At 28.5% G+C, this 25,494-nt stretch carries 23 protein-coding genes and 2 riboswitches; of the genes, 20 read left to right on the plus strand and 3 right to left on the minus strand.

Annotated elements, in window-relative coordinates; genetic code table 11:
• Positions 1-28 precede the first annotated feature (28 nt).
• Positions 29-796 (plus strand): patatin-like phospholipase family protein, encoded by a 768-nt coding sequence (locus TCEL_RS02785; RefSeq protein ID WP_018660899.1) that lies wholly within the window; start codon positions 29-31, stop codon positions 794-796.
• Here the strand turns inward: TCEL_RS02785 and TCEL_RS12730 are convergent.
• The gene (locus tag TCEL_RS12730; protein WP_018660900.1) at positions 793-1,608 is read right to left on the minus strand and encodes an anti-sigma factor domain-containing protein; all 816 of its coding nucleotides are present in this window, start codon (positions 1,606-1,608) and stop codon (positions 793-795) included. The two genes, TCEL_RS02785 and TCEL_RS12730, sit on opposite strands and share 4 nt — an antisense overlap.
• On the minus strand, positions 1,601-2,260 hold the full coding sequence (gene sigI / locus TCEL_RS02795) for an RNA polymerase sigma-I factor (protein ID WP_018660901.1): 660 nt from the start codon (positions 2,258-2,260) through the stop codon (positions 1,601-1,603). The genes TCEL_RS12730 and sigI overlap by 8 nt, the downstream gene beginning before the upstream one ends.
• Positions 2,261-2,394: 134 nt before the next feature.
• On the opposite strand from sigI, the gene TCEL_RS02800 reads away from it, so the two are divergent.
• The 4 genes from TCEL_RS02800 to TCEL_RS02815 all read left to right on the plus strand — a co-directional run bounded on the left by TCEL_RS02800 (position 2,395) and on the right by TCEL_RS02815 (position 6,231).
• A complete protein-coding gene (locus TCEL_RS02800) occupies positions 2,395-3,390 on the plus strand; it encodes a DUF5667 domain-containing protein (protein WP_018660902.1) in 996 nt (331 codons plus the stop codon).
• A 213-nt stretch (positions 3,391-3,603) separates the two neighbouring features.
• Positions 3,604-3,700, plus strand: a riboswitch (SAM riboswitch).
• Between the two features lie 78 nt (positions 3,701-3,778).
• Positions 3,779-3,875, plus strand: a riboswitch (SAM riboswitch).
• Positions 3,876-3,978: 103 nt separating this feature from the next.
• On the plus strand, positions 3,979-4,755 hold the full coding sequence (locus TCEL_RS02805; RefSeq protein WP_018660903.1) for a methionine ABC transporter ATP-binding protein: 777 nt from the start codon (positions 3,979-3,981) through the stop codon (positions 4,753-4,755).
• A gap of 13 nt (positions 4,756-4,768) precedes the next feature.
• Positions 4,769-5,419, plus strand: a complete 651-nt coding sequence (locus TCEL_RS02810) for a methionine ABC transporter permease (RefSeq protein WP_018660905.1) — start codon at positions 4,769-4,771, stop codon at positions 5,417-5,419.
• Between the two features lie 5 nt (positions 5,420-5,424).
• Positions 5,425-6,231 carry a MetQ/NlpA family ABC transporter substrate-binding protein gene (locus TCEL_RS02815; protein ID WP_018660906.1) on the plus strand — a complete coding sequence of 269 codons (807 nt, stop codon included), beginning with the start codon at positions 5,425-5,427 and terminating at the stop codon, positions 6,229-6,231.
• 62 nt (positions 6,232-6,293) lie between these two features.
• On the opposite strand, the gene TCEL_RS02820 is transcribed toward TCEL_RS02815, so the two are convergent.
• Positions 6,294-8,021, minus strand: coding sequence for a DUF4153 domain-containing protein (locus TCEL_RS02820; RefSeq protein ID WP_018660908.1), 1,728 nt, complete (start codon positions 8,019-8,021; stop codon positions 6,294-6,296).
• A gap of 214 nt (positions 8,022-8,235) precedes the next feature.
• On the opposite strand from TCEL_RS02820, the gene TCEL_RS02825 reads away from it, so the two are divergent.
• From TCEL_RS02825 to TCEL_RS02895, 15 genes are all read left to right on the plus strand, one after another.
• Entirely contained in the window at positions 8,236-9,129 is an 894-nt protein-coding gene (locus tag TCEL_RS02825) for a polysaccharide deacetylase family protein (RefSeq protein ID WP_018660911.1), read from the plus strand.
• A 9-nt stretch (positions 9,130-9,138) separates the two neighbouring features.
• Positions 9,139-9,828: a response regulator transcription factor gene (locus tag TCEL_RS02830; RefSeq protein WP_018660913.1), complete on the plus strand. Its 690-nt coding sequence runs from the start codon at positions 9,139-9,141 to the stop codon at positions 9,826-9,828.
• Positions 9,800-11,215, plus strand: a complete 1,416-nt coding sequence (locus TCEL_RS02835) for a sensor histidine kinase (RefSeq protein ID WP_242823432.1) — start codon at positions 9,800-9,802, stop codon at positions 11,213-11,215. Before TCEL_RS02830 ends, TCEL_RS02835 begins: the two co-directional genes overlap by 29 nt.
• On the plus strand, positions 11,212-12,606 hold the full coding sequence (locus TCEL_RS02840; protein ID WP_018660918.1) for a hypothetical protein: 1,395 nt from the start codon (positions 11,212-11,214) through the stop codon (positions 12,604-12,606). The genes TCEL_RS02835 and TCEL_RS02840 overlap by 4 nt, the downstream gene beginning before the upstream one ends.
• Before the next feature lie 161 nt (positions 12,607-12,767).
• Positions 12,768-14,453, plus strand: a complete 1,686-nt coding sequence (locus TCEL_RS02845; RefSeq protein ID WP_018660920.1) for a GspE/PulE family protein — start codon at positions 12,768-12,770, stop codon at positions 14,451-14,453.
• Positions 14,454-14,465: 12 nt separating this feature from the next.
• Positions 14,466-15,677 (plus strand): type II secretion system F family protein, encoded by a 1,212-nt coding sequence (locus TCEL_RS02850; RefSeq protein ID WP_018660922.1) that lies wholly within the window; start codon positions 14,466-14,468, stop codon positions 15,675-15,677.
• A 19-nt stretch (positions 15,678-15,696) separates the two neighbouring features.
• A complete protein-coding gene (locus tag TCEL_RS02855; protein ID WP_018660924.1) occupies positions 15,697-16,191 on the plus strand; it encodes a type II secretion system protein in 495 nt (164 codons plus the stop codon).
• Between the two features lie 48 nt (positions 16,192-16,239).
• Positions 16,240-16,719 (plus strand): prepilin-type N-terminal cleavage/methylation domain-containing protein, encoded by a 480-nt coding sequence (locus TCEL_RS02860; protein WP_018660925.1) that lies wholly within the window; start codon positions 16,240-16,242, stop codon positions 16,717-16,719.
• A gap of 9 nt (positions 16,720-16,728) precedes the next feature.
• Positions 16,729-17,286, plus strand: coding sequence for a prepilin-type N-terminal cleavage/methylation domain-containing protein (locus TCEL_RS12735; RefSeq protein WP_018660927.1), 558 nt, complete (start codon positions 16,729-16,731; stop codon positions 17,284-17,286).
• 11 nt (positions 17,287-17,297) lie between these two features.
• Positions 17,298-18,215, plus strand: a complete 918-nt coding sequence (gene pilM, locus TCEL_RS02870) for a pilus assembly protein PilM (protein WP_018660929.1) — start codon at positions 17,298-17,300, stop codon at positions 18,213-18,215.
• Positions 18,216-18,230: 15 nt separating this feature from the next.
• Entirely contained in the window at positions 18,231-18,782 is a 552-nt protein-coding gene (locus TCEL_RS02875; protein ID WP_018660931.1) for a PilN domain-containing protein, read from the plus strand.
• A gap of 5 nt (positions 18,783-18,787) precedes the next feature.
• Positions 18,788-19,873 (plus strand): hypothetical protein, encoded by a 1,086-nt coding sequence (locus TCEL_RS02880; protein WP_018660933.1) that lies wholly within the window; start codon positions 18,788-18,790, stop codon positions 19,871-19,873.
• A gap of 4 nt (positions 19,874-19,877) precedes the next feature.
• Positions 19,878-20,738: a PulJ/GspJ family protein gene (locus tag TCEL_RS02885; RefSeq protein WP_018660935.1), complete on the plus strand. Its 861-nt coding sequence runs from the start codon at positions 19,878-19,880 to the stop codon at positions 20,736-20,738.
• A gap of 11 nt (positions 20,739-20,749) precedes the next feature.
• Positions 20,750-23,104, plus strand: a complete 2,355-nt coding sequence (locus tag TCEL_RS02890) for a pilus assembly PilX N-terminal domain-containing protein (RefSeq protein ID WP_018660937.1) — start codon at positions 20,750-20,752, stop codon at positions 23,102-23,104.
• Between the two features lie 26 nt (positions 23,105-23,130).
• A complete protein-coding gene (locus tag TCEL_RS02895) occupies positions 23,131-25,419 on the plus strand; it encodes a vWA domain-containing protein (protein WP_018660938.1) in 2,289 nt (762 codons plus the stop codon).
• The last annotated feature ends 75 nt before the right edge of the window (positions 25,420-25,494 follow it).

The raw sequence follows: 25,494 nt of genomic DNA on the forward strand, positions 1-25,494 counted from the left end.
TATCTTTAGAAGGTTTGGGGGTGTTAAGATGAGGTATGGTTTATGTTTAACTGGTGGAGGAGCAAAGGGAGCCTTTGAAGCAGGTATTTTAAAGTTTTTTAAGGAAAAGGGATTAAGTTTTAATGTTATAACAGGTACTTCAATTGGAGCTATTAATGGATATTTTATGTATAGGAACTCCTATGAAGATATGTATAGGTTTTGGCTTGAGATGGATTCAAATAAATATTTTGATTCGTTAAACATGGTTGTAGAAAATAAATTGGTTATAGAAGAATTAAAAAAATTAAAGGGATTTGATAATAGTATAGAATCATTTTATGTGAACTATGTTAAGGTAAGTGGTACAGCTATAGAAGAGGTTGTAGTTGATATAAAAGATTTAAGTGAAGAGGAGGCATTAGATGCAGTAAAGGCAAGTTCCCTTCTGCCATATAATTATGAAGGTGATCTAAAAAAAGTGAGTGCTAAAATTCTTTTTGAACAGTTTAAAAAAGATTTAGTAGAGGGCAAGTATGATGGGTACAAGTTAGATGGAGGAATATTAAATAACTGCCTATTAAGCCCATTAATTGAGGATAAGGTAGATAAGATCTATATAATTGCACTTTCAAATGGTTTTATAGTACCAGAGTACATATATGATATATATAAAAAAGAAGACATTATTGTCCTAGAACCCAATTTTGAAGTAAGACCAGAGGATACAGTAAACTTTAGTAATGATTTTTGCACAAGAATATTTAATCTAGGGTATGAATATGCAAAGGGATTAGAAGGGACTAAATTAATTTAGTCCCTTCTAATCCCCTTTTTATTTTTTATAGGAGTATCATTCTTTTCATATTGGTATTGGGATGTTTGCTTTTGATATTTTTCTTTGTTTTTATTATTTTGTATTTTATTATCGGGATTTTTATTAAATTCTTTTTTGGTATTATTTAAATCGTTGTTTTTTATTTTTTTGTTAGGTTTAATTTTATTTGAAGGTACTTCCTTTTCATTATTATCTTTAGGTATTGGTTTTGTTTTTTGTTTAATAAGTTCATCTTTTTGTTTATCCTGTGTATTTTGAACCTTATCATATACTTTTACAAAATTTATATTCTGTTTTTTTAGTTCAGATATAAATTTATTTAGTTTTATATCTTCTTTATCTATTTGAATATTTATTTTTTTAGATTTGTTATTATAATACTCATCAGTTATATACTTTTTTTCCTTTGCCTTATTTATAATTAAAATTAGTCCATCGTTGATATTTTTATTTTTTAGTTTAATAGAACTTGTTATTTCTTCACCATCTTTATTTAATGGGATTATCTTTATTATTCTATTAAATTTGTTAATATCAATTTTAATTTTTGGATTAATTGTTATAACTATTGAAGCATATACTTGGTTATATACTGTTAAAAATGATCCAAAAAGTATACAAATTATTAGTGAAGCTGCTATTAAAAAAGGTTTTAAATTTATAGATGTATATGTGTATTCTTGGCCTATTTGTAATTTTTCTTTAGATTTAAATTTAATAAATTCCCCTGTTTGAGTAAATAGAACGGCTTCGTTATTATTAACTTCTACAACTATACCTTTTTTAATCATTTATTTCACCTACCTTTATATTGAGGTATGATCTGATATATTTTAAATCTTCATCTGTCAAAATAAGTATTAGTGCTATTAGGTACCTTCTCCATTTTTCAATAAACTTTTCGTTTTTAGAGGCTAAAAGACATATTTGCTTTATGGGAAGCTGTTTAGTCCTAGTTAGTTTTTCAATAATTTGGCTTTCTTTAGAAACTAAAAATGCAACGTTTATTAATTCTTCTCTTGTATCTTTATGCTTTGGTGAATTTGATACCAAGTCAGAGAAACTTATTCCATATTCTTTAAGTTTAAGTGAAAAAAGAGTAATTTCTTGAGCTCTTACTTTATTTTCTTCTTCTATTTCATATCTTTCGATTGAACTTCTATGTTCAAAGCTTATAAGATCTTCATCATCAAGGGAGATGTTTAAGTTTTTTGTACTTTTCCTAAAGTAATCTATAAGTGAATTTTTAATTACCATTTTAGCATAGGAGAAGAAGTTACCTTTTTGTTTGTTATAGGTATCAATGGATTTATTAAAGGCAATTAGAGCAATACTTAATTCATCATCATTTTCCCAATTTAATCTTCTTTTACATATGCTTGAAGCAACCTTATATATAAAATCTCTATTTGTTTCAATAAACTGTTCTCTATCAGTTATCATCCTCTTCCCCCTTTCACTATCTAATACGTAAAATTTTAAAAATTTTATGGGGTAAAAATTTCTTATTCCCCCCTTAAAAAATAATTTTTGTTCGTATAATTAAGTGAAAACTAAATTAAGGGGAGGTAATAAAGATGAAAAAATATTTATCAATTGTATTAGCTTTGGCGTTTTCTTTTAATATTACAATAGCAAAGGCGGACGTGCAAGGATCAGATGCTGGAATAACACCAGACAGCATACTATATCCTGTTGATAAGCTAATTGATGAAATAAAAATAGCTTTAACCTTTGAAGAGGAGAAAAAGGCAGAAGTTACAGCAGATGTAGCAGAGGAGAGATTAGTAGAGGCACAGGTAATGGCTGAAGAAGGTAAAGAGGAACTTGTAAAACCTGCAGTAGATGAATATCAGCAGAAGATGGATGCAGCACAACAAACAGTAGAAAAAATAGTTTCTCAAGAGAGTCAGGAAGATAAAAATCAGGAAGATGATCAAGATAAAGTTAATGAATTAAGAAATAGAATAGAAAGTAGATATAAAAATTCAATAGAAATATTAAACAAAATACAGGAAAAGGTATCGGAAAATGCAAAGCCTACAATACAAAAAGTAATTGAACTTCAAACTCAAAAAAGAGAAGTATTAATAAGTTTAATAGATAAGAAAAAGGAAATGTATGAAATTAGAAAACAGGTAGTAGAAGCAAGAAAAGCACTAGAGACAGCAAAGGAAGTAAAAAATGAAGAGGAGATTAAGAAGGCAGAAGAGGCATTAAAGTTGGCACAGTCATTATTAGATAATAAAAAAGAAGAGATGAAGAAAATAAGAGAACAAGCAAGAGAAACAATTAAAGTTAGAAATCAAATAAGAAAAGAAACTAGAGAGGTATTAAAACAAGAAGTAAAAAATGGAACAATAACAAAAGAAGAGGCAAAGCAGGTTAAAAAGGAAATTAACAATAATTTTATAAACAAAAAGGATACAAATGAAATAAAGGTGGAATTAAAAAAGGAAATTAAAGAGAAAACTCAAGAAAAGCATCAAGAGAGAAAGAATAAAAAAGGTGTAAAGCAAGTTGAATCAGAACAAGCAAGTATAACAAATAATGTTGAAGAAAATCAAGATTAGTAGCATTTACCCCCATGTAATATGTTCTTGCATGGGGGTTTTTTATAAAAACCTTAAAAGTATTGGTAGACAGAAGGATTTTAATATATAATTTTATAGCTTTTTATTTAAGTTATGGTAAATACATGGATATTTTTATAAGAAAAAAATGAAAAATATATTGACAAAACTTGCAATTGTTTATATAATCTAAATCAAGAATTAAATAACAAGCTCTTATCGAGAGAGGTGGAGGGACTGGCCCGATGAAGCCCGGCAACCTGCGAAAAGCAAGGTGCCAAATCCTGCAGCGAAAGCTGGGAGATGAGAGAGGATGCCTCTTTCATCAAAGAGGTTTTTTTATTTGTATTACAGGTAAATAATATAATTTATTCAAATAAATAACAAGCTCTTATCGAGAGAGGTGGAGGGACTGGCCCGATGAAGCCCGGCAACCTGCGAAAAGCAAGGTGCCAAATCCTGCAGCGAAAGCTGGGAGATGAGAGAGGTAAGCCTCTTTCATCAAAGAGGTTTTTTTATTTGTATCACAGGTAAATAATATAATTTATTCAATAAAATAACAATAAATAATTTTAAAGGGGTGTCAGCATGATAGAAATAAAAAATTTAAAAAAGAGCTATTTGGTAAACGGAAAAAATTCAGAGGCCTTAAAAGGAATTAATTTAAAAATTGAAAAGGGGCAAGTTTTTGGAATTATAGGTAAGAGTGGTGCAGGCAAATCAACACTTTTAAGGTGTTTAAATTTACTTGAAATTCCAGATGAAGGTCAAATAATAGTTGAAGGTGAGGATATAACAAAATTTAATAAAAGAGAGCTTAGAGAGTATAGAAAAAATGTAAGCATGATTTTTCAGCATTTTAATCTGCTTTCAAATTCTAATGTGTATAAGAATGTTGCATTTCCACTTGAGATAGCAGGATATAAAAGGGAATATATAGACAAAAGAGTTAAGGAACTTCTAGAGATTGTAGGACTAGAAGACAAAGAAAGAGAATATCCTTCAAATCTGTCAGGAGGCCAAAAACAGAGAGTTGCAATAGCAAGAGCACTTGCTAATAATCCTAAAATACTTCTTTGTGATGAGGCAACCTCAGCCCTTGACCCTCTTACAACAAAACAGATTTTAGATTTATTACTCCATTTAAATAATAAATTTGGTTTAACGATAGTTTTAATTACTCATGAAATGGATGTTGTTGAAAGAATATGTAGTCATGTTGCAGTTATGGAAAATGGTTTGATTGTAGAAGTGGGCAAAAAGGATGAGGTATTTAATAGTCCTAAGTCTAAGACATTAAAACAGTTTCTACGAAGCCAAAATGAAGGAGTAATATATTTAGACTTAAAAGAAAAGGCGATGTAAGGAGGTTGAAAATATGAGTGAAATTGTTGAATTAGTGGTACCTTCATTTTTAGATACTTTGTATATGGTTGTGTTTTCTACATTTTTTTCAATAATCTTAGGGGCTCCCCTTGGAGTGTTTTTAGTATTAACTGATGAAGAAGGGTTACTTAAAATGCCAAAGATTAATTCAGTAATAGGAACAATAATAAATATAACAAGATCAATACCATTTATTATTTTAATAATAGTACTATTTCCCCTTTCAAGAGTTATTGTAGGCACAACAATAGGAAAAGAAGCTGCAGTGGTTCCATTATCCATTGCAGCAGCCCCCTTCGTTGCAAGGGTGGTAGAATCTGCTCTAAAGGAAGTAAATAAAGGTGTAGTAGAGGCAGCAGTATCATTAGGTGCTTCTATACCTCAAATAGTTTTAAAGGTTTTGATAAAGGAAGCTCTTCCAGGTCTAATATTAGGTATTACTTTAACAATTGTAAATATAATAGGATATTCTGCAATGGCAGGAGTTATAGGGGGTGGTGGAATAGGTGATTTAGCAGTAAGGTATGGGTACCAAAGATTTAGAACAGATATTTTAATAGTAACTGTTATAATTTTAGTACTCATTGTTGAAATAACACAAAGAACAGGAAATTATCTTGCAAAAAAAATTGACAGGAGGTAATAATTATGAATTTAAGAAAATTTACTTCAGTAATAGTATGCGTTTCATTATTACTTACAGGAATTACAGGATGTCAAAAGAAAGAAACTAAGAGTGTGAAAAAGATTGTAGTTGGAGCTACTCCAGTTCCTCATGCAGAAATTTTAAACTACATAAAACCAAAACTTAAAGAAAAGGGAATAGAATTAGAAGTTAGAGAGTTTACAGACTATGTTACTCCAAATACAGCACTAAATGATAAGCAAATAGATGCAAATTTCTTTCAACATGTTCCATATCTTAATGAGTTTAATAAGGAAAAGGGATTAAATCTTGTTTCAGTTGCAAAGGTACATGTTGAGCCAATGGGGGCTTATTCACAAAGGATAAAAAATAAAGAAGAGATAAAGGATGGAGCAGTAATAGCAATACCAAATGATGCAACAAATGAAGGAAGAGCACTTTTGCTTTTACAAAAGCAAGGTCTTATTAAACTTAAGGATAATAGTTTAACACAAACTCCAAAGGATATAGTTGAAAATCCTAAGAATATTCAGTTTAAAGAATTAGAAGCAGCTCAACTTCCAAGGGTTTTAAAGGATGTTGATTTAGCAATTATAAATACTAACTATGCCCTTGAGGCAAAATTAAATCCTGTAAAGGATAGCCTATTTATTGAAGATAAGGACTCACCATATGCAAATGTACTTGTAACAAGGGAGGACAATAAGGATAATGAATTAATTAAAGAACTTATAAATGTACTGCAATCAGAGGATGTTAGAAAGTTTATAGAAGAAAAGTATCAAGGAGCAGTAGTTCCAGCCTTTTAACTTAATATTTAACCTTTAAAAGCCCCATGAATTTTAAAATCATGGGGCTAATTTTACTAGAATTATTTAATACTAAACATAATTATAAATTCGCATCCATCAATTGTAGGAGTTTGGTCTTCACCTTTTCTTCCTGAAACATTATTTAATATTATTTTGATTTTAATATTTTGATTTTCATCTACATAGGTTAAAGCATCTACAGCGAGTTCAGTGTCCTTTTGAAGCATATTATATTTTTCATAAATTCCCTTTAATATCTCATTAATATTTTTGCTATAGATTAATATATTGTTTTTAAAGATATATAAAGTTGCATTGGAATTGTTATATTTAAAGCTAAATTCCTTCATATTTGTAGTATCTATATTGTATGAGTTAATTTGAACAAAATAGTCATAACCTTTAATATCTATTAAACTGTTTTGCTTTATTCTGTAATAGAAATATTGAATACTATCTGGAGTGTAAAGAGCTTCATATTCAAAACCAAATACTTCTTTCATCTTTGATGAATTGAAATCAGAAGGAACAAACTTTAACTTATCTATTCCCTGCCTATATTCAAAGTATGAAATGATACTGCTTATCTGTTGTTTATCTTTTTTATCTATATTAGGATTTTTAATAATTTTCCCATCTTTTAACATGTTATTTCTTTTTAATATATTTTCAAAACGCTTATTTTGGCTATATCTTGATATACTAAAGCTAGATAAAGGAGTAAAAAGTGATATAAATATTGTTATTGCTAAGGTAAATGGTATTAGTGTATTCTTAGTCTCTTTGGTTATATTCCAATATACGAAAACTAAGAGGACCCATATACCAGCTATAATTACATAATATCTTGGTTCTGTGACTCCATAGGCATTAATTCTAATTCCCATTGAAGTAAACATCATTAAAATTAAAGGTATTATTGCCTTGGTAATAACTTTAGTAAAATAATATGCTATTTTTACATCCTCTTTTATTGGGGCTAGGAAGAATACAACCAAAATTGTTATAAATGAATACCATAGAACAAGGTGAGAAACAAGTCCCTTAGGCCAGTTTTGTGTTATTAGTATTTTAAAGAAGTAGATGTATAGTATTATGGTATATGCAGTAAGTAGAGGCACCACTATATAATTTAAAAGTATATTGAAGGCTCTTGGAAATACGTCCTTTGTAAAGTTATCTTTAATTCTAGGAACCAAAGATAAAAAGTAATTTACTGCAAATATAAAAACACAAATAAAGAATGTTTGTAAGTATGTTTCAGGGTTTATTTTTACTTCAAGTAGCCTGTCAATCGTAAAAAGAATGGCACTAAGTCCAAAATAGAGTACACCAGTGTATATTGAGGTTATAAATCCAGCTGTAAATATTTTTATGGAGTACATTTCAAAATTTTTTCTATCAATAAAATATGGGATAAGTAGGAATAGAAGATAAAATATTATATTTGATCCAACAATTCTTGATGTGCTTATATAGTCAAGCTTATTTAGATAGATGAAGTAGTATCCGATAATGAATACAAAGGAAACGGCGTAGTAAATTAAAAGCCTCGCATAGTCTTCCTGTCTTCTTTCCCATATTATCTTAGCAGTGAGTGTTACAGGTATTGATAATATTAATATCATTGCTAATCTTTGTAGAGTGGATGGAGGTGAAGTCCTATATTCCACAATTGATATCATTGTAATACATGCAGCCAATGAAAATAAAAAGGTAACAGGAAAGCGCTTTATGCTGTTTTCAAATGCTTTAGTTATCTTAAAGGTAAAGTTTGAGATATTCATATTAATTCTCCCTTCATGGTTTATTATTAATATTATACTACAAATATTTCTATAAAAATTAAAAAATAGTATAAAAAATTAAAATGCTATTTTAAATATTTCTTAATTTATTCATAATGCTTTTTATATAAAATTTATATGTATTGTATAAAGGATTTTATTTTTAGATGTTGAATAATAAAGGTATATATCTAGTGTCTGGAGGAATTATGTAATGAAAAAAAGGTCTGTTTATATAATATTTTTTGTTTATATATCTGCTTTTATAATTGGACTAGCTATAGGTAAGTTTTATGCTGAAAACAATTCAGCTAAAGCAGAGATTAAAAGCCAAGCAAATATTAATGAAAAGGAAGAAAAAAGAATAGAAAATATAAGTAATAAGGATCATAAAAAACATTATGAACAAAAGTTGGACAATGAGGAAAATAAAAAACAAAAAGAAGATATAAGCGTTTCAAGTGACAAAAAGGATATTGATAGTATAAATAACAAAAAAGTTAATGAGATCATAAAAAAGAGCTCTAAAAAGATAGCGTATCTAACATTTGATGATGGTCCAAGTCAAGATGTAACTCCAAAGGTTTTAGAAGTGTTAAATAAAAATGGTATAAAAGGAACGTTTTTTGTTTTAGGCAGCATGGTTAAAGATCATCCTGAATTGTTAAAAAAAATACACGATGATGGACATGCTATTGCAAACCACACATATACACATATATATAGTAGAGTATATTCATCACCAGAGGTTATAATTGAAGAGATAAAGAATACAGAGAAGGTTATTAAATCTGTATTAGGAGATGATTATAACAATAAATTCTTCAGATTTCCAGGTGGAAGCTTTGGAAGACCAAAGGAAATAAAAGCTGCAGTGGTTTCAAGTGGATATAACTATATAGACTGGAACTGTTTAACTGGAGATGCAGAAGGAAAGATAGTTTCGGTTGAAAGGCAGTATCAAAGGTTTTTATCAACCTGTAAAAATAAAAAGACGTTAATAATATTAATGCACGATGGTAAGGGAAAATATACAACGCCAGAGGTTTTAGATAAGGTTATAAATTATCTAAAAGAACAGGGTTATGAATTTGAAGTTTTAAGGTAGGTGGATGATATGGACAATTTAAAAGTTCTTGTTGTAGAGGATGAAGTAAGCATTAGAAAGTTTGTAAAAATAAACTTAGAGAGAAATAATTTTATTGTTTATGAAGCAGAAACAGGTGAGAAGGCATTAGATATTTTTGATAAAACTATACCTGATGTTATTGTTTTGGACATTATGCTTCCTGGAATTGATGGGTTTGAGGTTTTAAGAAGAGTTAGAGAGAAGAATAATGAAGTTATAGTAATTATGCTCACTGCAAAATCTCAAGATATGGATAAAATAATGGGGCTTGAGCTTGGAGCAGATGACTATATGGTAAAGCCCTTTAATCCTTTAGAGTTGGTTGCAAGAATAAATACTATTTTTAGAAGAATAAAAAAGAATGAAAATAAAAGTGAGCTTACAGGAGGAGATATAAGGGTTGAACTAAATTCAATGAAGGTTTTTAAAGGTGATGAAGAAATATCATTAACACCAAAAGAGTTAGAGATATTAATATTCTTTTTGAAAAACAAAGGTAAAGTTTTAAGTAGAAATGAAATATTAGATTATGTTTGGGGTAAAAACTATTTTGGTGAAGTGAAGACTGTGGATGTTCATATAAGAAGGCTTAGGGAAAAGATAGAAGATGATTCATCAAATCCTCAGTATATAGAAACAGTTTGGGGATATGGATATAGATGGCGAAGGGAGAAATAATATGGGTAGTATAAGACGTAGGTTGCTTTTAAACTTCGTCATAATAATTGTTTTAACAGTTTCAACTTTGAATTTAATTATATATATTTCCTTTAAGAATATTTACTATAACAATATTGCAAACCTACTTATAAATCAGATTAAAATTTCATCGGATTTATACAGTAAATATTTTTCAAGGGATAGCCTATATGAAAATGTTATAAACGGAGTTGATAGTTTTTTTAGAAACAATTTAGAGGTTCAGATATTTGATAATACTGGAAAAATAATATACGATTCAATAGGTATTTTAGATAGGAGGATGTATTCGGATATTCAAGAGGCACTTTTGGGCAAATTAGGTAAGTGGATTGGACGAGTGGAGTATGATGATGAAAAGGTGTTAGCAGTATCACATCCTCTATATCAAAATGGTGAGATAATTGGAGGTATTAGGTTTGTTACAACCTTAAGAGAGGTAAATAGAGATTTAAATAATATATTGATTATACTAATAACATTAGGATTTGCTGTTACACTTCTTTTTGCTTTTTTAAGCATACTTTTAGCTGATTCAATTACGATACCTATTATAAAAATTACAGATGTGGCAAGAAAAATGGCTGATGGTGATTATAAACAAAGATGTGAAAATGCTAAGTTTGATGAAATAGAAAAACTTTCATCTACGCTAAATCATATGGCTGAAGAAATAATTAAAAGAGAGAGACTGAAGGATGAATTCATATCCTCAGTTTCACATGAACTTAGGACTCCTTTAACATCTATAAAGGGATGGGCAGTTACATTGAAACATTCAATTGATGATGAGGAATTATTAAATGATGGATTAAATATTATAGAAAACGAGTGTGATAGGCTTTCTCAAATGGTGGATGAGCTTTTAGATTTTTCAAAGCTTTCTTCAGGTAAAATTGATTTTAAATATTCTGAGGTGAGTTTAAACAAGTTTTTAAATGATATTAGAAAACAGGTAGAGTTAAGAGCTTTAAGAGAAAACAAAATATTTAAAGTTGATATGTTGAAGGATGATTTAATCTTATATACAGATATAAACAGATTGAAGCAGGTTTTTATAAACATATTAGACAACTCCTTTAACTTTACCAATGCAGGAGATGAAATATGCATAAAACTTAAAGAAGATGAATATAAAATAATGTTTGTTTTTGAGGATACTGGTATTGGAATTTCAAAGGAGGATCTGCCTCATGTGTTTGAAAAATTTTACAAAGGAAAAAGCAGCAGATCTAAAAATGGAATTGGGCTAGCTGTTTGTAAGGACATAATTGAAAGATTAAATGGAAGTATATCAATTGAAAGTGAATTAAACAGAGGAACTAAAGTTTTAATAAGTCTTCCTAAAGATGGAGTGATCAAATGAGAAGGTATATTATTCTTTTGTTGTTTTCATTTTTATTTATTCTAACAGGTTGTAATGATTTTACAAATGCAGAAAAGGTAAAGGCACCTAAGAATAAGTTAATTCCAATTAAAGGTACATATAGGGTAGAGAGCTCTGATTACATCAAAGATGATTTGATGGGAAGAAGTTTTGTTTTTAAAGAGGATGAGTTTTGGGATGGTGTGGATAGGTTTAATAACATAACCTATAAAATAAAGCTTGTTGATATGTCGGAATATCTTTTATATGGATACAAAATACAAAACAATATAAATAAAGGAAGAGAAGTAGAGGTTGTGTCTGTCTTAAGTGGAGGTAATTTTTTGTATGATTTTATTAAAGTAGATAGCGAGAATATAATGGTGATATACAATAATAAGCTATATAGATTAAAAAAGACTAATGATGAAAGTTTCAATATTTCTTCTTGGAAGAGGAGTATACCTAATTTAAAAAAATATGAACAAAACTTTAAAGATACAGCCCTATACTTAAGTATAAGGCATGAGGAGGAAGAAAAAACAGTATATAAAACATACTACATAGGAGTATCAAATGGAGAAGTAAATGAAATTTATTGTACTAATGATATATTTCTACCAAGAAAAAGTGGTTTTTGGCGTATAAGTATGGATGATTACAAAATTAAAGTAGAAAACATATCAAAGGGGCAGGAGAAGGTTGAAAGCAGAAAAGAAAAAATAGAGACTATGTTTATAAATGAAATGAACAAAATAAAAATAGATTATGTGGGAAATGATTACATGGCGTTAGAAGAGAAGCAGGGTAATGTGGATGTTTTAAAAATTGTTCCAGTGGATAATCCAATGCAAAATAAGGGGGTAAATATTTCTGACTTGCTTGGGCAGGAATATAAAAGTCTATTTGAAGATGTAAGAAAAAAGATATTAAAGGATATAAGAGGTACAGTTTTAAGAGAAGATTTAAAATATGAGAATATAGGTTTAATGAGAAAAAATGGAGGTTTTTGGATTAAAGGAAGGGTAAATTATCAAACTGATTATACCACTTCATATATAGATTTTAATACAGGATTTATACCACCTAAAAAAATGGTTGCATATGATAATTTATGTGTTCAAATGAAGGATATAAAGGATAGGGTTCCTCAGGCAATAGATGCCTACACATCTCCAAATAAAGATATAGCAGTTATAGTACTTCCTAAAGCTGTTGAATTTTATAAAATAAAAAACCTAAGGCTTGTTGATAAGGTTGGTGAAATTAAATTACATAATCAAGATAAGATAATTATGGTAGAGTGGTCAACAGGAAATTATGCTAACCTATGGAGAGAAAGCTTTATTAAGAACAATTCTGTTGAGGTAATAAAAGAAGGTAAACAGTAATTAAATTTATTTAATTATCTAGAAAAAATCTGCAAAAAATGTTATAATTCAAAATAATAATTTACATAATAAAGAAAAATATTCAATATTAACAACACTTAGCAAATTTTATAATAGATTTAATGACATTTAAAAAGTAATTTAAATTAAGGGGTATAGGTATGCAAGCTAGAAAAAGATTAGGAGAATTTTTAATAGAAGCAGGACTTATTACACAAGAACAGCTACAGAAGGCATTAAACATACAAAAGACTACAAACAAAAAATTAGGAGAAGTATTAGTTGAAAGTGGCTTTGTTACAGAGGACCAAATAATAGAAGTACTTGAATATCAGCTTGGTATACCTCATGTAAAGCTTGATAGATACCCAATTGATCAAGAATGCACAAAAATGATTTCTGAAACATTAGCAAAGAGGCACACTGTACTTCCTATTAAAATGGAAAGGGACAAGCTAGTTATTGCAATGGCTGATCCTTTAAACATATTTGCCCTTGAGGATATACAAATATACACAGGAAAACAAGTACAGCCAGTTTTGGCAAAGGAAGAGGAGATAAAAAGATTTATAAATAAATATTATGGTAAACAGGAAGCCCTTAAGGCTGCAGAGGAGTTTAAGAAGGAAAATAAGGCATTAAAACTTGATAGAAATAAAAACCCAAGAATAGCAGATGAGGATGTTCAGGGGCCAATAGTTAAGCTTGTAAATTCTATTTTTGAACAGGCTATAAATCAGAGGGCCAGCGACATACACATTGAACCCTTTGAGGAAGAGGTAAAGATTAAGTTTAGAATAGATGGAATACTATATGAGATAATGAAGGTTGAATATGAGCTTCATGCTCCACTTGTTGCAAGGATTAAAGTTATAGGTAACATGGATATAGCTGAAAAGAGAATACCTCAGGATGGAAGAACGACATTTGAAATATATGATAGAGAATATGATATGAGAATTTCATCTCTTCCTACAGTATTTGGAGAGAAGATAGTTATAAGAATAGCAGACAAGAGGGAGTTTTTGAAGGATAAGAAAAACCTTGGTTTTTTAGAACATGACTTGAAACTTTATGAAAAATTGATATCTTCACCACATGGAATAATATTAGTTTCTGGTCCAACAGGAAGTGGTAAGTCAACAACCCTATATACAGCACTTAGAGAACTTAATACTGGAGATAGGAATATAATAACAGTTGAAGATCCTGTTGAAAGTACAATATATGGGGTAAATCAGGTTGAGGTTAATGTTAAAGCAGGGCTTACTTTTGCAACAGCCTTAAGGTCAATTTTAAGACAGGACCCAGATATTATAATGATTGGTGAGATTAGAGATAAAGAAACAGCAGAAATTGCAGTTAGGGCGGCAATAACGGGACACCTAGTTCTTTCAACAATACATACAAATGACGCACCAAGCTCTGTTACAAGATTAATTGATATGGGAGTTGAAAGCTTTTTAATAAGCTCATCATTAATTGGCGTTATAGCCCAAAGATTAGTAAGGCGTATATGTCCTTACTGTAAAGAAGAATATATTGCAGACATAAGTGAAATTAAGGCTATGGGCCTAGATGAAGAAAGAGAATATAAGCTCTATAGGGGAGCTGGGTGTTTGTACTGTGGACATAAAGGATATATAGGAAGAACAGGTATATATGAAATATTAGTTATAGATAAGGAATTAAGAGCTGCTATTACAAAGGGATACAGCAGTGATGAATTAAAGGATTTAGCAGTAAAAAAGGGAATGGTTACACTTAAAAATAGCTGTATTCAAAAGGTTTTAAATGGTGAAACAACAGTTGAAGAATATTTAAGAGTTACATATTCTATGGATTGATGAGGGGTGCTTATGGCAAATTACGTATATGAGGCTATAGATTCAAAGGGTAAAAAAATAAAGGGAAAAGTTGTAGCTGAGGATGAACAGGATGCTGTAAGACAGCTTAAGGATAAAAACCTTTATGTTGTTGAAATTAATCAAGATAACCTTTTAAACAAAGAAATAGATGTAAAGTTTTTAAATAAGGTAAAGGCTAAGGATTTAGCTGTATTTTGTAAGCAGGTAGCAACACTCTTACAGTCGGGGCTTAATATATTAACCTGCCTTAATGTAATAAAAAATCAGATACCTAACAAAAAGCTAAAAAAGGCGGTTGAAACTCTTACAGAGGATGTTGAGAGGGGAACGGCGGTTTCAACTTCTATGAAGAAATTTCCTAATGTCTTTCCAGAAATACTTGTAAACATGGTAGAAGCAGGAGAGGTTGGAGGTTCCCTTGATAGTTCCTTTGATAAGATGGCGATACAATTTGAAAAGGAAATGAAGCTAAAGCAAAAGATAACAAACGCACTAATGTATCCTGCAATAGTTATATTAGTAGCTCTTGCTGTTTTAAATCTTCTTTTAGTATTTGTTGTTCCAACCTTTGTTGGAATGTTTAATGATTTAGGAGTTGAACTTCCAGCAACAACAAGGTTTATATTAAATACAAGTACATTTATGCAGAACAACTGGTTAATTCTTTTAGTTTTACTGGTGTTTATAATAATTTTACTAAATTATTATATAAAGACTCCTTCAGGCGATATTGCTTTCTCAAAACTTAAACTTAAAATGCCTATTATAGGACAGATATCCTTATTTTCTTCAATAGCAAGGTTTACTAGGACGCTTTCAACCTTAATAGGTGCAGGTGTTCCTTTAGTTACTGCTATTGAAACAACAAAAAAATTATTAAACAATGCCTACATAGAAAGCAAGTTTGAAGGAGTCGTAGAACAGGTTAGGGGGGGAGAAGGCCTAAGTAGACCAATAGGAGCTTTAGAGATTTTTCCAGAGCTTGTGCCAGTTATGATTAAAACAGGCGAAGAGAGTGGTACCCTTGAGGAGATGCTCTCAAAGCTTGCAGACCTCTATGAAAATGAGGTTGAAAACATGGTCACAAGACTTACAGCAGTATTTGAGCCTATAATGATAGTTTTCTTGGCTCTAATTGTAGGTTTCATGCTGGCATCAATTATTCTACCTATGTTTAAACTTTATGGAAACATGAATTTATAAAAGATGGGGAGGTTTAACTATGAACAAGAGAAATAAGAAAAAAGGTTTTACGTTGATTGAACTTATAGTTGTAATGGCAATAATTGCTATTTTAGTTGGTATTGCAGTTCCACAAATTACAAAGCAAATAAATAATTCAAAGATAAGATCTGATGTTGCGACTGCTAAAACTATAGCAGGTGCATTACAACAATATATGGCAGAAGGAAATACTATAACTGCTTCAGGAAAGCAAAAGATTGAAGAAAATACAGTTGTAAGTAGTGATGGGAAAACTAAGATAGATCTAAAGAAGTATATTGATAATGCAACAGCAATATTAAAACCAAAAGCAAATACATCCTATGATTTTTACTATGAATATGATCCTTCTAATAATACTTTAAAGATATTTGCTGGACCATCAGCAAATAATGCGGAAGAATTATATCCTGTTTTAAGTGATAAATATACTGTTAATATAAAGCAAGATAATAACACTCAAAATAATAACGCTCAAAATAATGACAAATAAAATCGGGGCATCTTCTGCCCCCCCTATCTTTATATTTAGGTGATAAATATGAAAAAAAAAGGTTTTACACTTATTGAGTTGGCAATTGTGGTTGCAATATTAGGTATACTTATTTCAATCGCTTATATGAATTTTACAAAGTCTCTTATAAGTTCAAGACTTGATTCTGCTGCCAATGAAATTGCATCAATGCTTAGGGATGTATATGAAAATGGAAACAAGTCAATGGACTTTGAAAGTTATTTTATAAGTATCAATGAAAATAATGGGACTTATATAGTAGAACTTGTTAACAAAAAAGAAGGAACTGAAAAGGTTGTAAGAAGCGTTGAGTATAGGGATTTAACTATTTATTATGGAGACAGCAAATTTCAGGGCGAAAATGTAATTTACTTTACACCAGAGGGTGAAGTGTTAAATCAAGATGGACAAGAAATAAATCTTATACAAATTAAAAACAAATCCGAAAACAATACCAAAAAGGTTTATATAGATAAAATACCAGCAGGAAATATAAGAGTTGAGTAGGGGTTTTGTATGAAGAAGAAGGGTTTTACTCTAGTTGAGCTTTTGGTAGTATCAGCTATACTTTTAATTCTAATCGATGTAGGTTATAGATTTTTTAATAACAACTACAAAGTCCTTCAGGAAGAAAAAAAGAAGGCATACATAGAGTCACAGGTTAAAAGTTTTATGGACTATGTGATGCAGTCTTTGCAGATGGCATATCAAGAGGATATAGTTGTAAAAAAACATGATCGATATGATAGCAAGGATGAACTTGTTATGTATGTTCCTAAGGGAAATGGCGATTTTATCTTGGACCAAGATAAAACTAATGCAGATATGATAGAAGTATATAGTTTAAGTGACGAGATACATATACAAAAAAATAATACAGAGAATATAATACTTGATGGAAACATAGAAGATTTTAGATTTGAAACTAAAACAGAGAAAACAATCATTCAAAAGCTGGATGGTACTTTTGAAGAGAAGGAAGTTTTAAAGTATATTGAGATAAAATTTACAGTTGATTATAAAATAAGAGGTATAAAAAGAGATTATTTAATTAAGTACAATATTAGAAGATGAGGGGTAGTAGTATGTTAGATAGTTTATTTAATAGTCTATGTATTGAACTTAACAGCAACTTTGTAAAGATAGTAGAAGGAAATAAGGGCAAAAAGATAAAGATATTGAAGGCTCAGGATATTAAAATAAATAGTAATAATGAAGTATTAGATGTATTAGATGAAAATTCTATCATTGAGGAATTAAACAAATTCTTTTTTGAAAATAAGGTATCTAAGAAGAATGTTAGTATAGTTTTATCTGGACTTACCAATCTTCTTGTTAGAGAGGTTACAATACCATATATACAAAGTGATAAGATATATACAATGCTAAAATATGAATCAGCACAATATTTCCCAGTAAATATAGATAAATATATATTAGATTACAAGATACTTGAGGTTTTAAAGGATGGAAAGAATAAAAAATTAAGGCTTCTTGTTTTTGCAGTTCCTAAAAACATAATTGATCAAGTTATGGCAATAGTAAATAAATTGAATTTAAAAGTAGGCAAGATAGATATAGAACCAAATGTTTTAACAAAGCTAGCTAAAAAATTAGGATTAGGTAAAGAGGAAAGTGCAATGCTTTTAAACGTAGAGAGAAACTTTTTAACAGCTGTAATTGTAAGGGATGGTATTATACATCTTACAAAAACTTATCCCCACGATTTAAATATAAATGATGAAGGTTATTTAGACACAAATGAATACACTTTAAATGAGGTGTACGATAACATAACAAAGCTAATAGAATTCTATAAAATAAGAGAAAGACAAGAATTAACTAATGTTTTTATTACTGGTGAATTGGTAAATAAGATTAAGTTTGATGAGGTGTTACCAGCAAAGGCTGGTGTTAATGTAAATTATATTGTAAACCTTGATTTTGTAGAAACAGAGTTTGATAAAAATAAATTTATAATTCCAGTTTCAACATTTATATAGTATAAGGGGGATAATATGTTAGATTTACAGTTAAATAGAGGGAAGGATATAAACCTACTTGAAGCATATAACAGGCAATACAAAAAAAATACAGAGAATAATAAAAAAATATTCATATTTTTAATATCAGAAATTGTAGTTTTTTTATTAATTACAATCATTTCTATAACTAAAATAATTTATTATAAGGTTCAAAATACAAAATTAACTCAAGAAATAAATAACTTGATTCCAATTGAAAATCAAGTTAAAGAATATACAAAGATAAAAATGCTGTATGAAAGCAAAAAAACGATCTTTGATGCAGTATCTAAAGACAATGAAACATTGAATTTAGTTATAAAAAATCTTGAAGAGATAACTCCATCAGAGATGGCTATTGAGAATATGACTTTAAGTAAAGATAAGGTATCCTTTGTAATAAAGTCTTCAAAAGAGGAGAATATAGCACAATTTGTTTATAATATGCAAAATTCATATATATTTAAAAATATAGTTTTTAATGGTATTTCCAATCAAGGAACTGAAAAAAGAACATCAATTACTGCTGAGATTGTGAGGAAGTGATGGGTATGTTTAAGTTAACAGAAAAGGATAAAAAAATGCTTTTAATTCTTTTAATTTTTCTTATAGGTTTTGGGTTTTATCATGCTTATCAATCTATGTCTTTAAAATTAAGTAACTTAAAGGAAGAAAACACTAAACTACTTGATAGAAAAGCAGAACTTGATAGAGCAGTTGAGGTATACAATAAAAATAAGGATAAAATAGAAGAGACAAAATTAAATTACTATGAAATATCTCAAAAATTACCTAATAATTTAGATGAAAAGTTCTGTGTTGTAGATGCTTTAAATCTACTTAGAAAGTATGGGGCTGTTATAAACGATTTACCCATTGCACAAAAACAACAATTTCAATACAATGGCCAAAAAAAAGTAGATGGGGCATACTTTCATAGTATAAAAATAACTACACAACTTACTTATGAAAATCTTAAAAGACTTTTTACAGAGACTAGTGACTTTAACACTTTATATTCAGTTGATAGTTTATCCCTTGTTCCATTAAATAACGGAGATATTATATCAGCTTCATTTGAACTTAAATTCTTTGGATTTGAAGATAATAATGCACCAGTTAGACAGTGGCAGGACTTTAATTTGGAAACAGGAAAGGATAAAATTTTCTCAAGTAGTACCTTAAAAACAACAATAGTGGACACAACATCAAAGGAATATATAGAACAAAATAAGGACTTTTTGGTAATGCTCTCAACTCTTAATTCTCCAGAGACAGCTGTACAAATTGTAAAAATAGGAGAAGATTTCAAAATTTATGGTAAAAACAAGCAAATTGAAAAGGCATACATAGAACTTAAACAAAATGGTGAAAAGCTTTTATATAGAATGTCAACAGAAGGAGATGCTCATCCAAAGGATGGAGGATTTAAGGAATTTAAAATAAATTCAGAAAATATAATAATATATGTTTATTCAACGGAAAGAAAATATCAAGATGATAAAAATGTAATCCTTTTAAATGTAAAAAATGAAACAAGTAAAAAGGTAATGGTTTATGTTTTTAACGATGATAAGAATAAACCAAGGCTTAACTTAACAGCAATAGGCAACAATATTTTTGTTGAAAAGAGATGATGTTATGAAGAAGATGAAGGGATATACGTTAGTTGAACTCTTAGTTGCATTTTCTATATTTGCTATCTTAATAGTTCCTGTTTCGGGAATGATAAATACTGCAATAAGAGGTAATAAATTTTCTAAAGAAAAATTAGAATTAGTAAATATATTTGACTATGCATATGAAAGTTATTTGAATGGGGATGTAAAATTAGAAAATAGTGATTCAAAAGAAATTAAATATATGAATTCTGATTATAAAATCAGATTTAAGAAGGTAGGCCAAGTAGAATATCAAATGAAGGGAATAGATTATAGTAATTACGATTTAGTATTAAAAGTTGAAGGAAATGAACTGCAGTTGTGGAAGAAAGACTGTAAAATAGCAGTAAGTCAATTAGAAAAAGAGAAAAAACCTGAAAATAGAGAAAAGGTTAAAAATAGGGCGTTTATTAAAATAACATTGGAGAATAGTAATTCATTTAAATATGAAATAAAAATAAATAAAATAAGGGAAGAAAATGACAACAAATTCAATAGTTTACCTGATGAGACATTTAGTGAAATAGTATTGAATCCTTCTGGAAAGCTTTTAATTGATGCAAATAATACAGATTATAATGTTAATTTTTTAATAGATGGTGTGTATAATAGTAATAATTTAATAGATAGAATTTTAACAGTTAATCTTAAAAATAAACCAAATGGAGATAATGTTAAGGTGGCATCTGTGTATCCTAATGTAGAGTTTATTTCAAAGGAAGATGTACAATTAAATAAAAATCAAAATATAGAATATGTAAAAATATCAATATTCAAAGAAAATGATTTAAATAACCCATTAGATGAAAAAGTATATGAGTTTTCAAAAATACAAAAATGAGAGTGATGTTTATGAAGATCAAAAAAGGTTCTGCGATGATATATGTTATTTTAATGTTAGCTGTATTATTTACTACAAGTGTTATAGCTATGCAGATTACATTGGCTTCTTTAAAGCAGAGTAGCAGCTTTTATCAAAAAAATCAAGCATATTATTATGCTGATTCATCAACTGAGAAAATACTTTATTTTTTAGATGCTATAGCTGATGAAGCAAGAGGTTATGCAAATAGTTATTGCTATACCCCTTCAGGTGCACCTAACTTAGATAATCCTGAAATTAAAACGATATACGAAAACTTTTTAAATGATAAAAATAAAGAAAATTATGAGACAGAAATTAGAAATATATTTAGAGAGAAATATGTGGAGTATTTGGATGAATTTTTTAACAATAACAGCAGTTATTCTATAAATAAACAAGTAAAATTAGGTGAAAATAGTTATACAATAAATGGTACTTGGGAAAACTGGAAGAATAACATTAAAAATATTTTAGTTAATTCTGATTTTGAAGTGGATTTTAAAATTGTTAGAGATTTAGAAGAAGATAGTGATGAATATAAAAGAATATTTAAGAATATATCAAAAAATAATTTGACTTCATATTTAAAAAGCAGATATCCATTAGAAACATTGTTAGTAAAAATTAAGCTTAAAAATAGCGATGTTCAAAGATATATGGTAACAACATTTGAATTTAATCCTTTTAGAGATAAAGCTTTTGCAACTGAAAATAAAAAAGTGTATAGAGGATATAATGGACTTTTAGATTATGCATTGATTTCAGGAAGGAATATAATTATTGCGAATGGAAATAGTACATTAACTATAAAGGGAGATATATATGCAAAGGGAACTGGTAATAAAATAGAAGAAAATAAACCATATGAAAACTATGGAGGAGTTTTAGTAGGTATTGATTCTGATGCTATACAAAACTTAAAATCAAATAAGGTAAGTGAAAATCCAACCAATATAGCAAGTATGGATACTTCAACTGGGAATTTGATAGTCGAAGGTAATATATATTCAGGATATGTTGATAAAAGCAAAAATTTTATAAGTGGATTTGTTAGAACCGTAACTCCAAATTCTAAAATAGAAGTTAAACAGAATCAAAATGGACAGGGTGGAGATGTTTGGTGCCACTCTATTATAACAGATGAAAAAGTAAATAGTTCAAATATAACAATTAAGAATGCATATATTGCAGATAATGTATCTTTATATGCAAAAAATAGTAAAATTAATATCGATAATGAACTTATATCATATGAGGAAGCAAATAATAATACTAATTATAACAGTTCATCTTCTATTGTTATAAATGATACTACTTCAAAACTTAGAATAGGTGGAAGAGTGATTTTATTTGGAGTTGCCTTTGTTGATGAACTTGTTAAGGGAAATAATCCATTTAAAACATTAGAGACTACTGCTATAAATCCAAATTTTATTGTGTATAATTACAACAAAAAAAATTATGGAGAATATTTTTCAGATTATATACTCAAAGGCAATGAAGCATTTAATTTAAGTTTGTTTGAACCAATTCTAAGTGCACCTGTTAGTAAATCAATGGGCTTTCTTTTAGATTACCTTTATTATTCAAAATTAAATAACGAAAACTTTGATTATCAATATGACTTTGGAAATAGCATAGAATTTAATGAAACAAAAATATCAGAAAGTTATTTTCCATATTTTTTTATAGCTAATAATAAAATATATAAATTAGGTAGCGGAAACATAGAATCATTTAATGATTTAAATACTATAAAATCCAAGCTAACTGAACTTAAACAAGAAGATGGTTTAAGTGAAGATGCAGCAAAGGATGAATCAAGAAAAAAGAAGGATGAGATATTAGAAAAAATATACTTTAAGGACAAAGGATTAGACTCGAATTCATTTTTAGATTATTTAGATTTAGATTTTTTAAATAGTCTTCCAGATAAAAAGATAGAAATAATAGGTAATAAAACATATGTATTAATACAAGATGGGGATATTGAAATACAAGATCTAAAAAATTATGATGGATATAACGTCTTTTTGTATAGTACTGGGAATATAACATTAAATAGCAGTGGAGAGACAAAAGTATATGGTACAATTATTTCAATGGGAGACTTGATTGTTAAAGGGAAAAATATTACAATAGAAGCAAATAAAGAGAATTCAAAAAAGTTATTGAACTATTATAGTAATGAAGAAAAGGAAGACTGTCAAAAATTCTATAGGTTTACAGCAAAGGGGATAACTGCAGATGATTACTATGAGCAGGAAATATATGCAGGACTTGAAGAGAAGGCAAAGACGAATATTTTAATTAAATCTAAAAGACAAGTTGTTACTAAATAGCCTTGAAGGCTTTGGAGGTGAAAACCTTGAAGAAAAGAATAATTGCTTTAGTTTTAATTTTGGCAGTAACTTTAGGAGTTGGATTAATTAGAACTACAAAAGCATCAGAAGTAAAGGAATTTACTGCAAAAGTATTAACTAATAGTGAACTAATAAAAGTAGGGCAAGAGGTTGAACTACAGTTTAGCTATGATATTTCTGGAAATGGAGAAAATATATCTAATATAGGTATAACTTATACTATACCAAGTAATCTTCAAGTAACAACTTTGCCAGATGATAAATGGAGTATAGTTGGTAATACATTGAAAGGAAATAATTTAAATTTTAATCCAAGAGGAAAAATTGAATTTGTAATTAAGCTAAAGGCCATATCCACAGGTAAGATTGATAAGTTTGGTACAGCTCAATTAAAGTACAATTATAATAAAGGAAATGATAAAACAAAGGATGTTGTTGAAGAGATCTTAACTAATGAAGTGCAGTTATTTAATAGACTAAGTAGTGCTCCACTAAATTCATTGATTATAGATCCAACAAACATTAATATTGAGGCAAATATAAAGAATAAAAGAACAGATAACGGAAGAAGTTTTTTATATTTAGATGAACCATTAGAAGTCGAATACAAACTTACACCTCAGGGAGAAATAAATGTTGAGAGAAAACCAGTTGACATTGTATTAGTTGTGGATACATCTGGTTCAATGCAACTAAAAAATACTTATAGAAAAGTTAATGAAATTGATTTTGAAGGAAGAATTACTAATGGCTTATCTACAAATCATATATATAAATATTTAATTAGAGAATACAAATATAGTAAGATAACAGGGGATGTTTATAGTAAGGTTTATTTTACAGATTCTCAAAATATAAAAGACTATTATAATAATCGAGAAACAGCAGATTTTTTTTATAAGTATTATTACCAATCTTTTGATAATCAAGAATATTTCAATACAAAAATGTATAAAACAACATTGGCTGCTAAAAATCTATTAAATAAAATTTATGATGAAAGTATACAAAATATTAAAGATGATAAAGTTGCAGTTGTTGATTTTGATACAAGAGTTAACAATCCAAATGATTCTTTACTGAGTATTAATGTTACAAATAATAAGAATTATTTAATTCAACGTGTTGATAGAATGTATGGAAACGGTGGAACAAATATTCATGAAGGACTTTTGATAGCAGAAAAGTATTTAGATAGTGACAATAGAGATGTAGAAAAGCATATAATTGTTTTAACAGATGGAATGCCGACATTCTATATTGAAGGATCTGCTAAGGAATCTTATAAAACCAAATATGGCGAGATTATAGATGTTTACGGAAAATATTTAGGTCCAGGATCGCAACCAAATGATACAACTAAAAACATAACAAAAAATAAGGTAAGTGAGTTAAAATCAAAATATAAAGTACATTTTATCGCTTTAAATACTGAAGCTGGAGATATAGATGCTTCATTCTTTGATGAAATTAAAAAAATAGACGCTGGAATTTCTGAAATAATAAATAACGCTGATAATTTACAGAATCTATTTAATCAGATTTATAAATCAATAACTAAATCTATAGTATATACTAATTTAAAATTTGAACAAACTATCCCATCGCAACTTCAGGTTGAAGAAGTTTATGTGGATGGAAATAAAATAGTTAATTATCAATATGTTAATGGTAAATTAACAGTTAATTTAAGTGACATAGTTTTTGAGAATAAAAAAGGAACACCACCACCATTAACAATAAATGTAAAATATAAATCCCTGGATACAGGAGTTGTAAGCTTAAATGATGCAATGATTAGTGGTGAGAAGTTAGTAGAAGGTTCAAAATATGATTATACAAATAGTTGTCGTGTAGAAAGCATTGAAATAAAACCAAGAGATTTTTATAATTATGTAAATTTCAATAATATTGAGGTTAATAGAAGCCTTGTACCAAATAATACTTTTGTTACTGTAAATGTTGATATAACTAATAAACAACTATTTAATATGGATTCTAATGCAAGAGTAGAGTTAATTGTAACTCCATTAACTGATGGAGGAGTTGAAGTTATAAAGGATACACAAGAGAATAAATTTATTTATAATGGTTTAACTCAAAGTATAAGTGATAGATTTAGATTGAGAATAACAAGTGAAAATGTAAAAGAAAAACAAGTTACTTATAGAGTAACTGCAATAAAGGTAATATATAAAGGAAATGAATACAATATTAATCAAGATATTGACAAATATTTTGGTAATAATATGCCTTCAATTACTGTAATGGTTAAAAAGTTTACATTGAGATAAAATTATAGTGGCATTTTGCCACTATTTCTTTTTTTCTTTGTAACCAATTATTTACTCTTTAGTTTTAATTATTAT

Origin of the sequence: Thermobrachium celere DSM 8682, assembly GCF_000430995.1 — a bacterium.
Taxonomy (GTDB): Bacteria; Bacillota; Clostridia; order Clostridiales; family Caloramatoraceae; genus Thermobrachium; species Thermobrachium celere.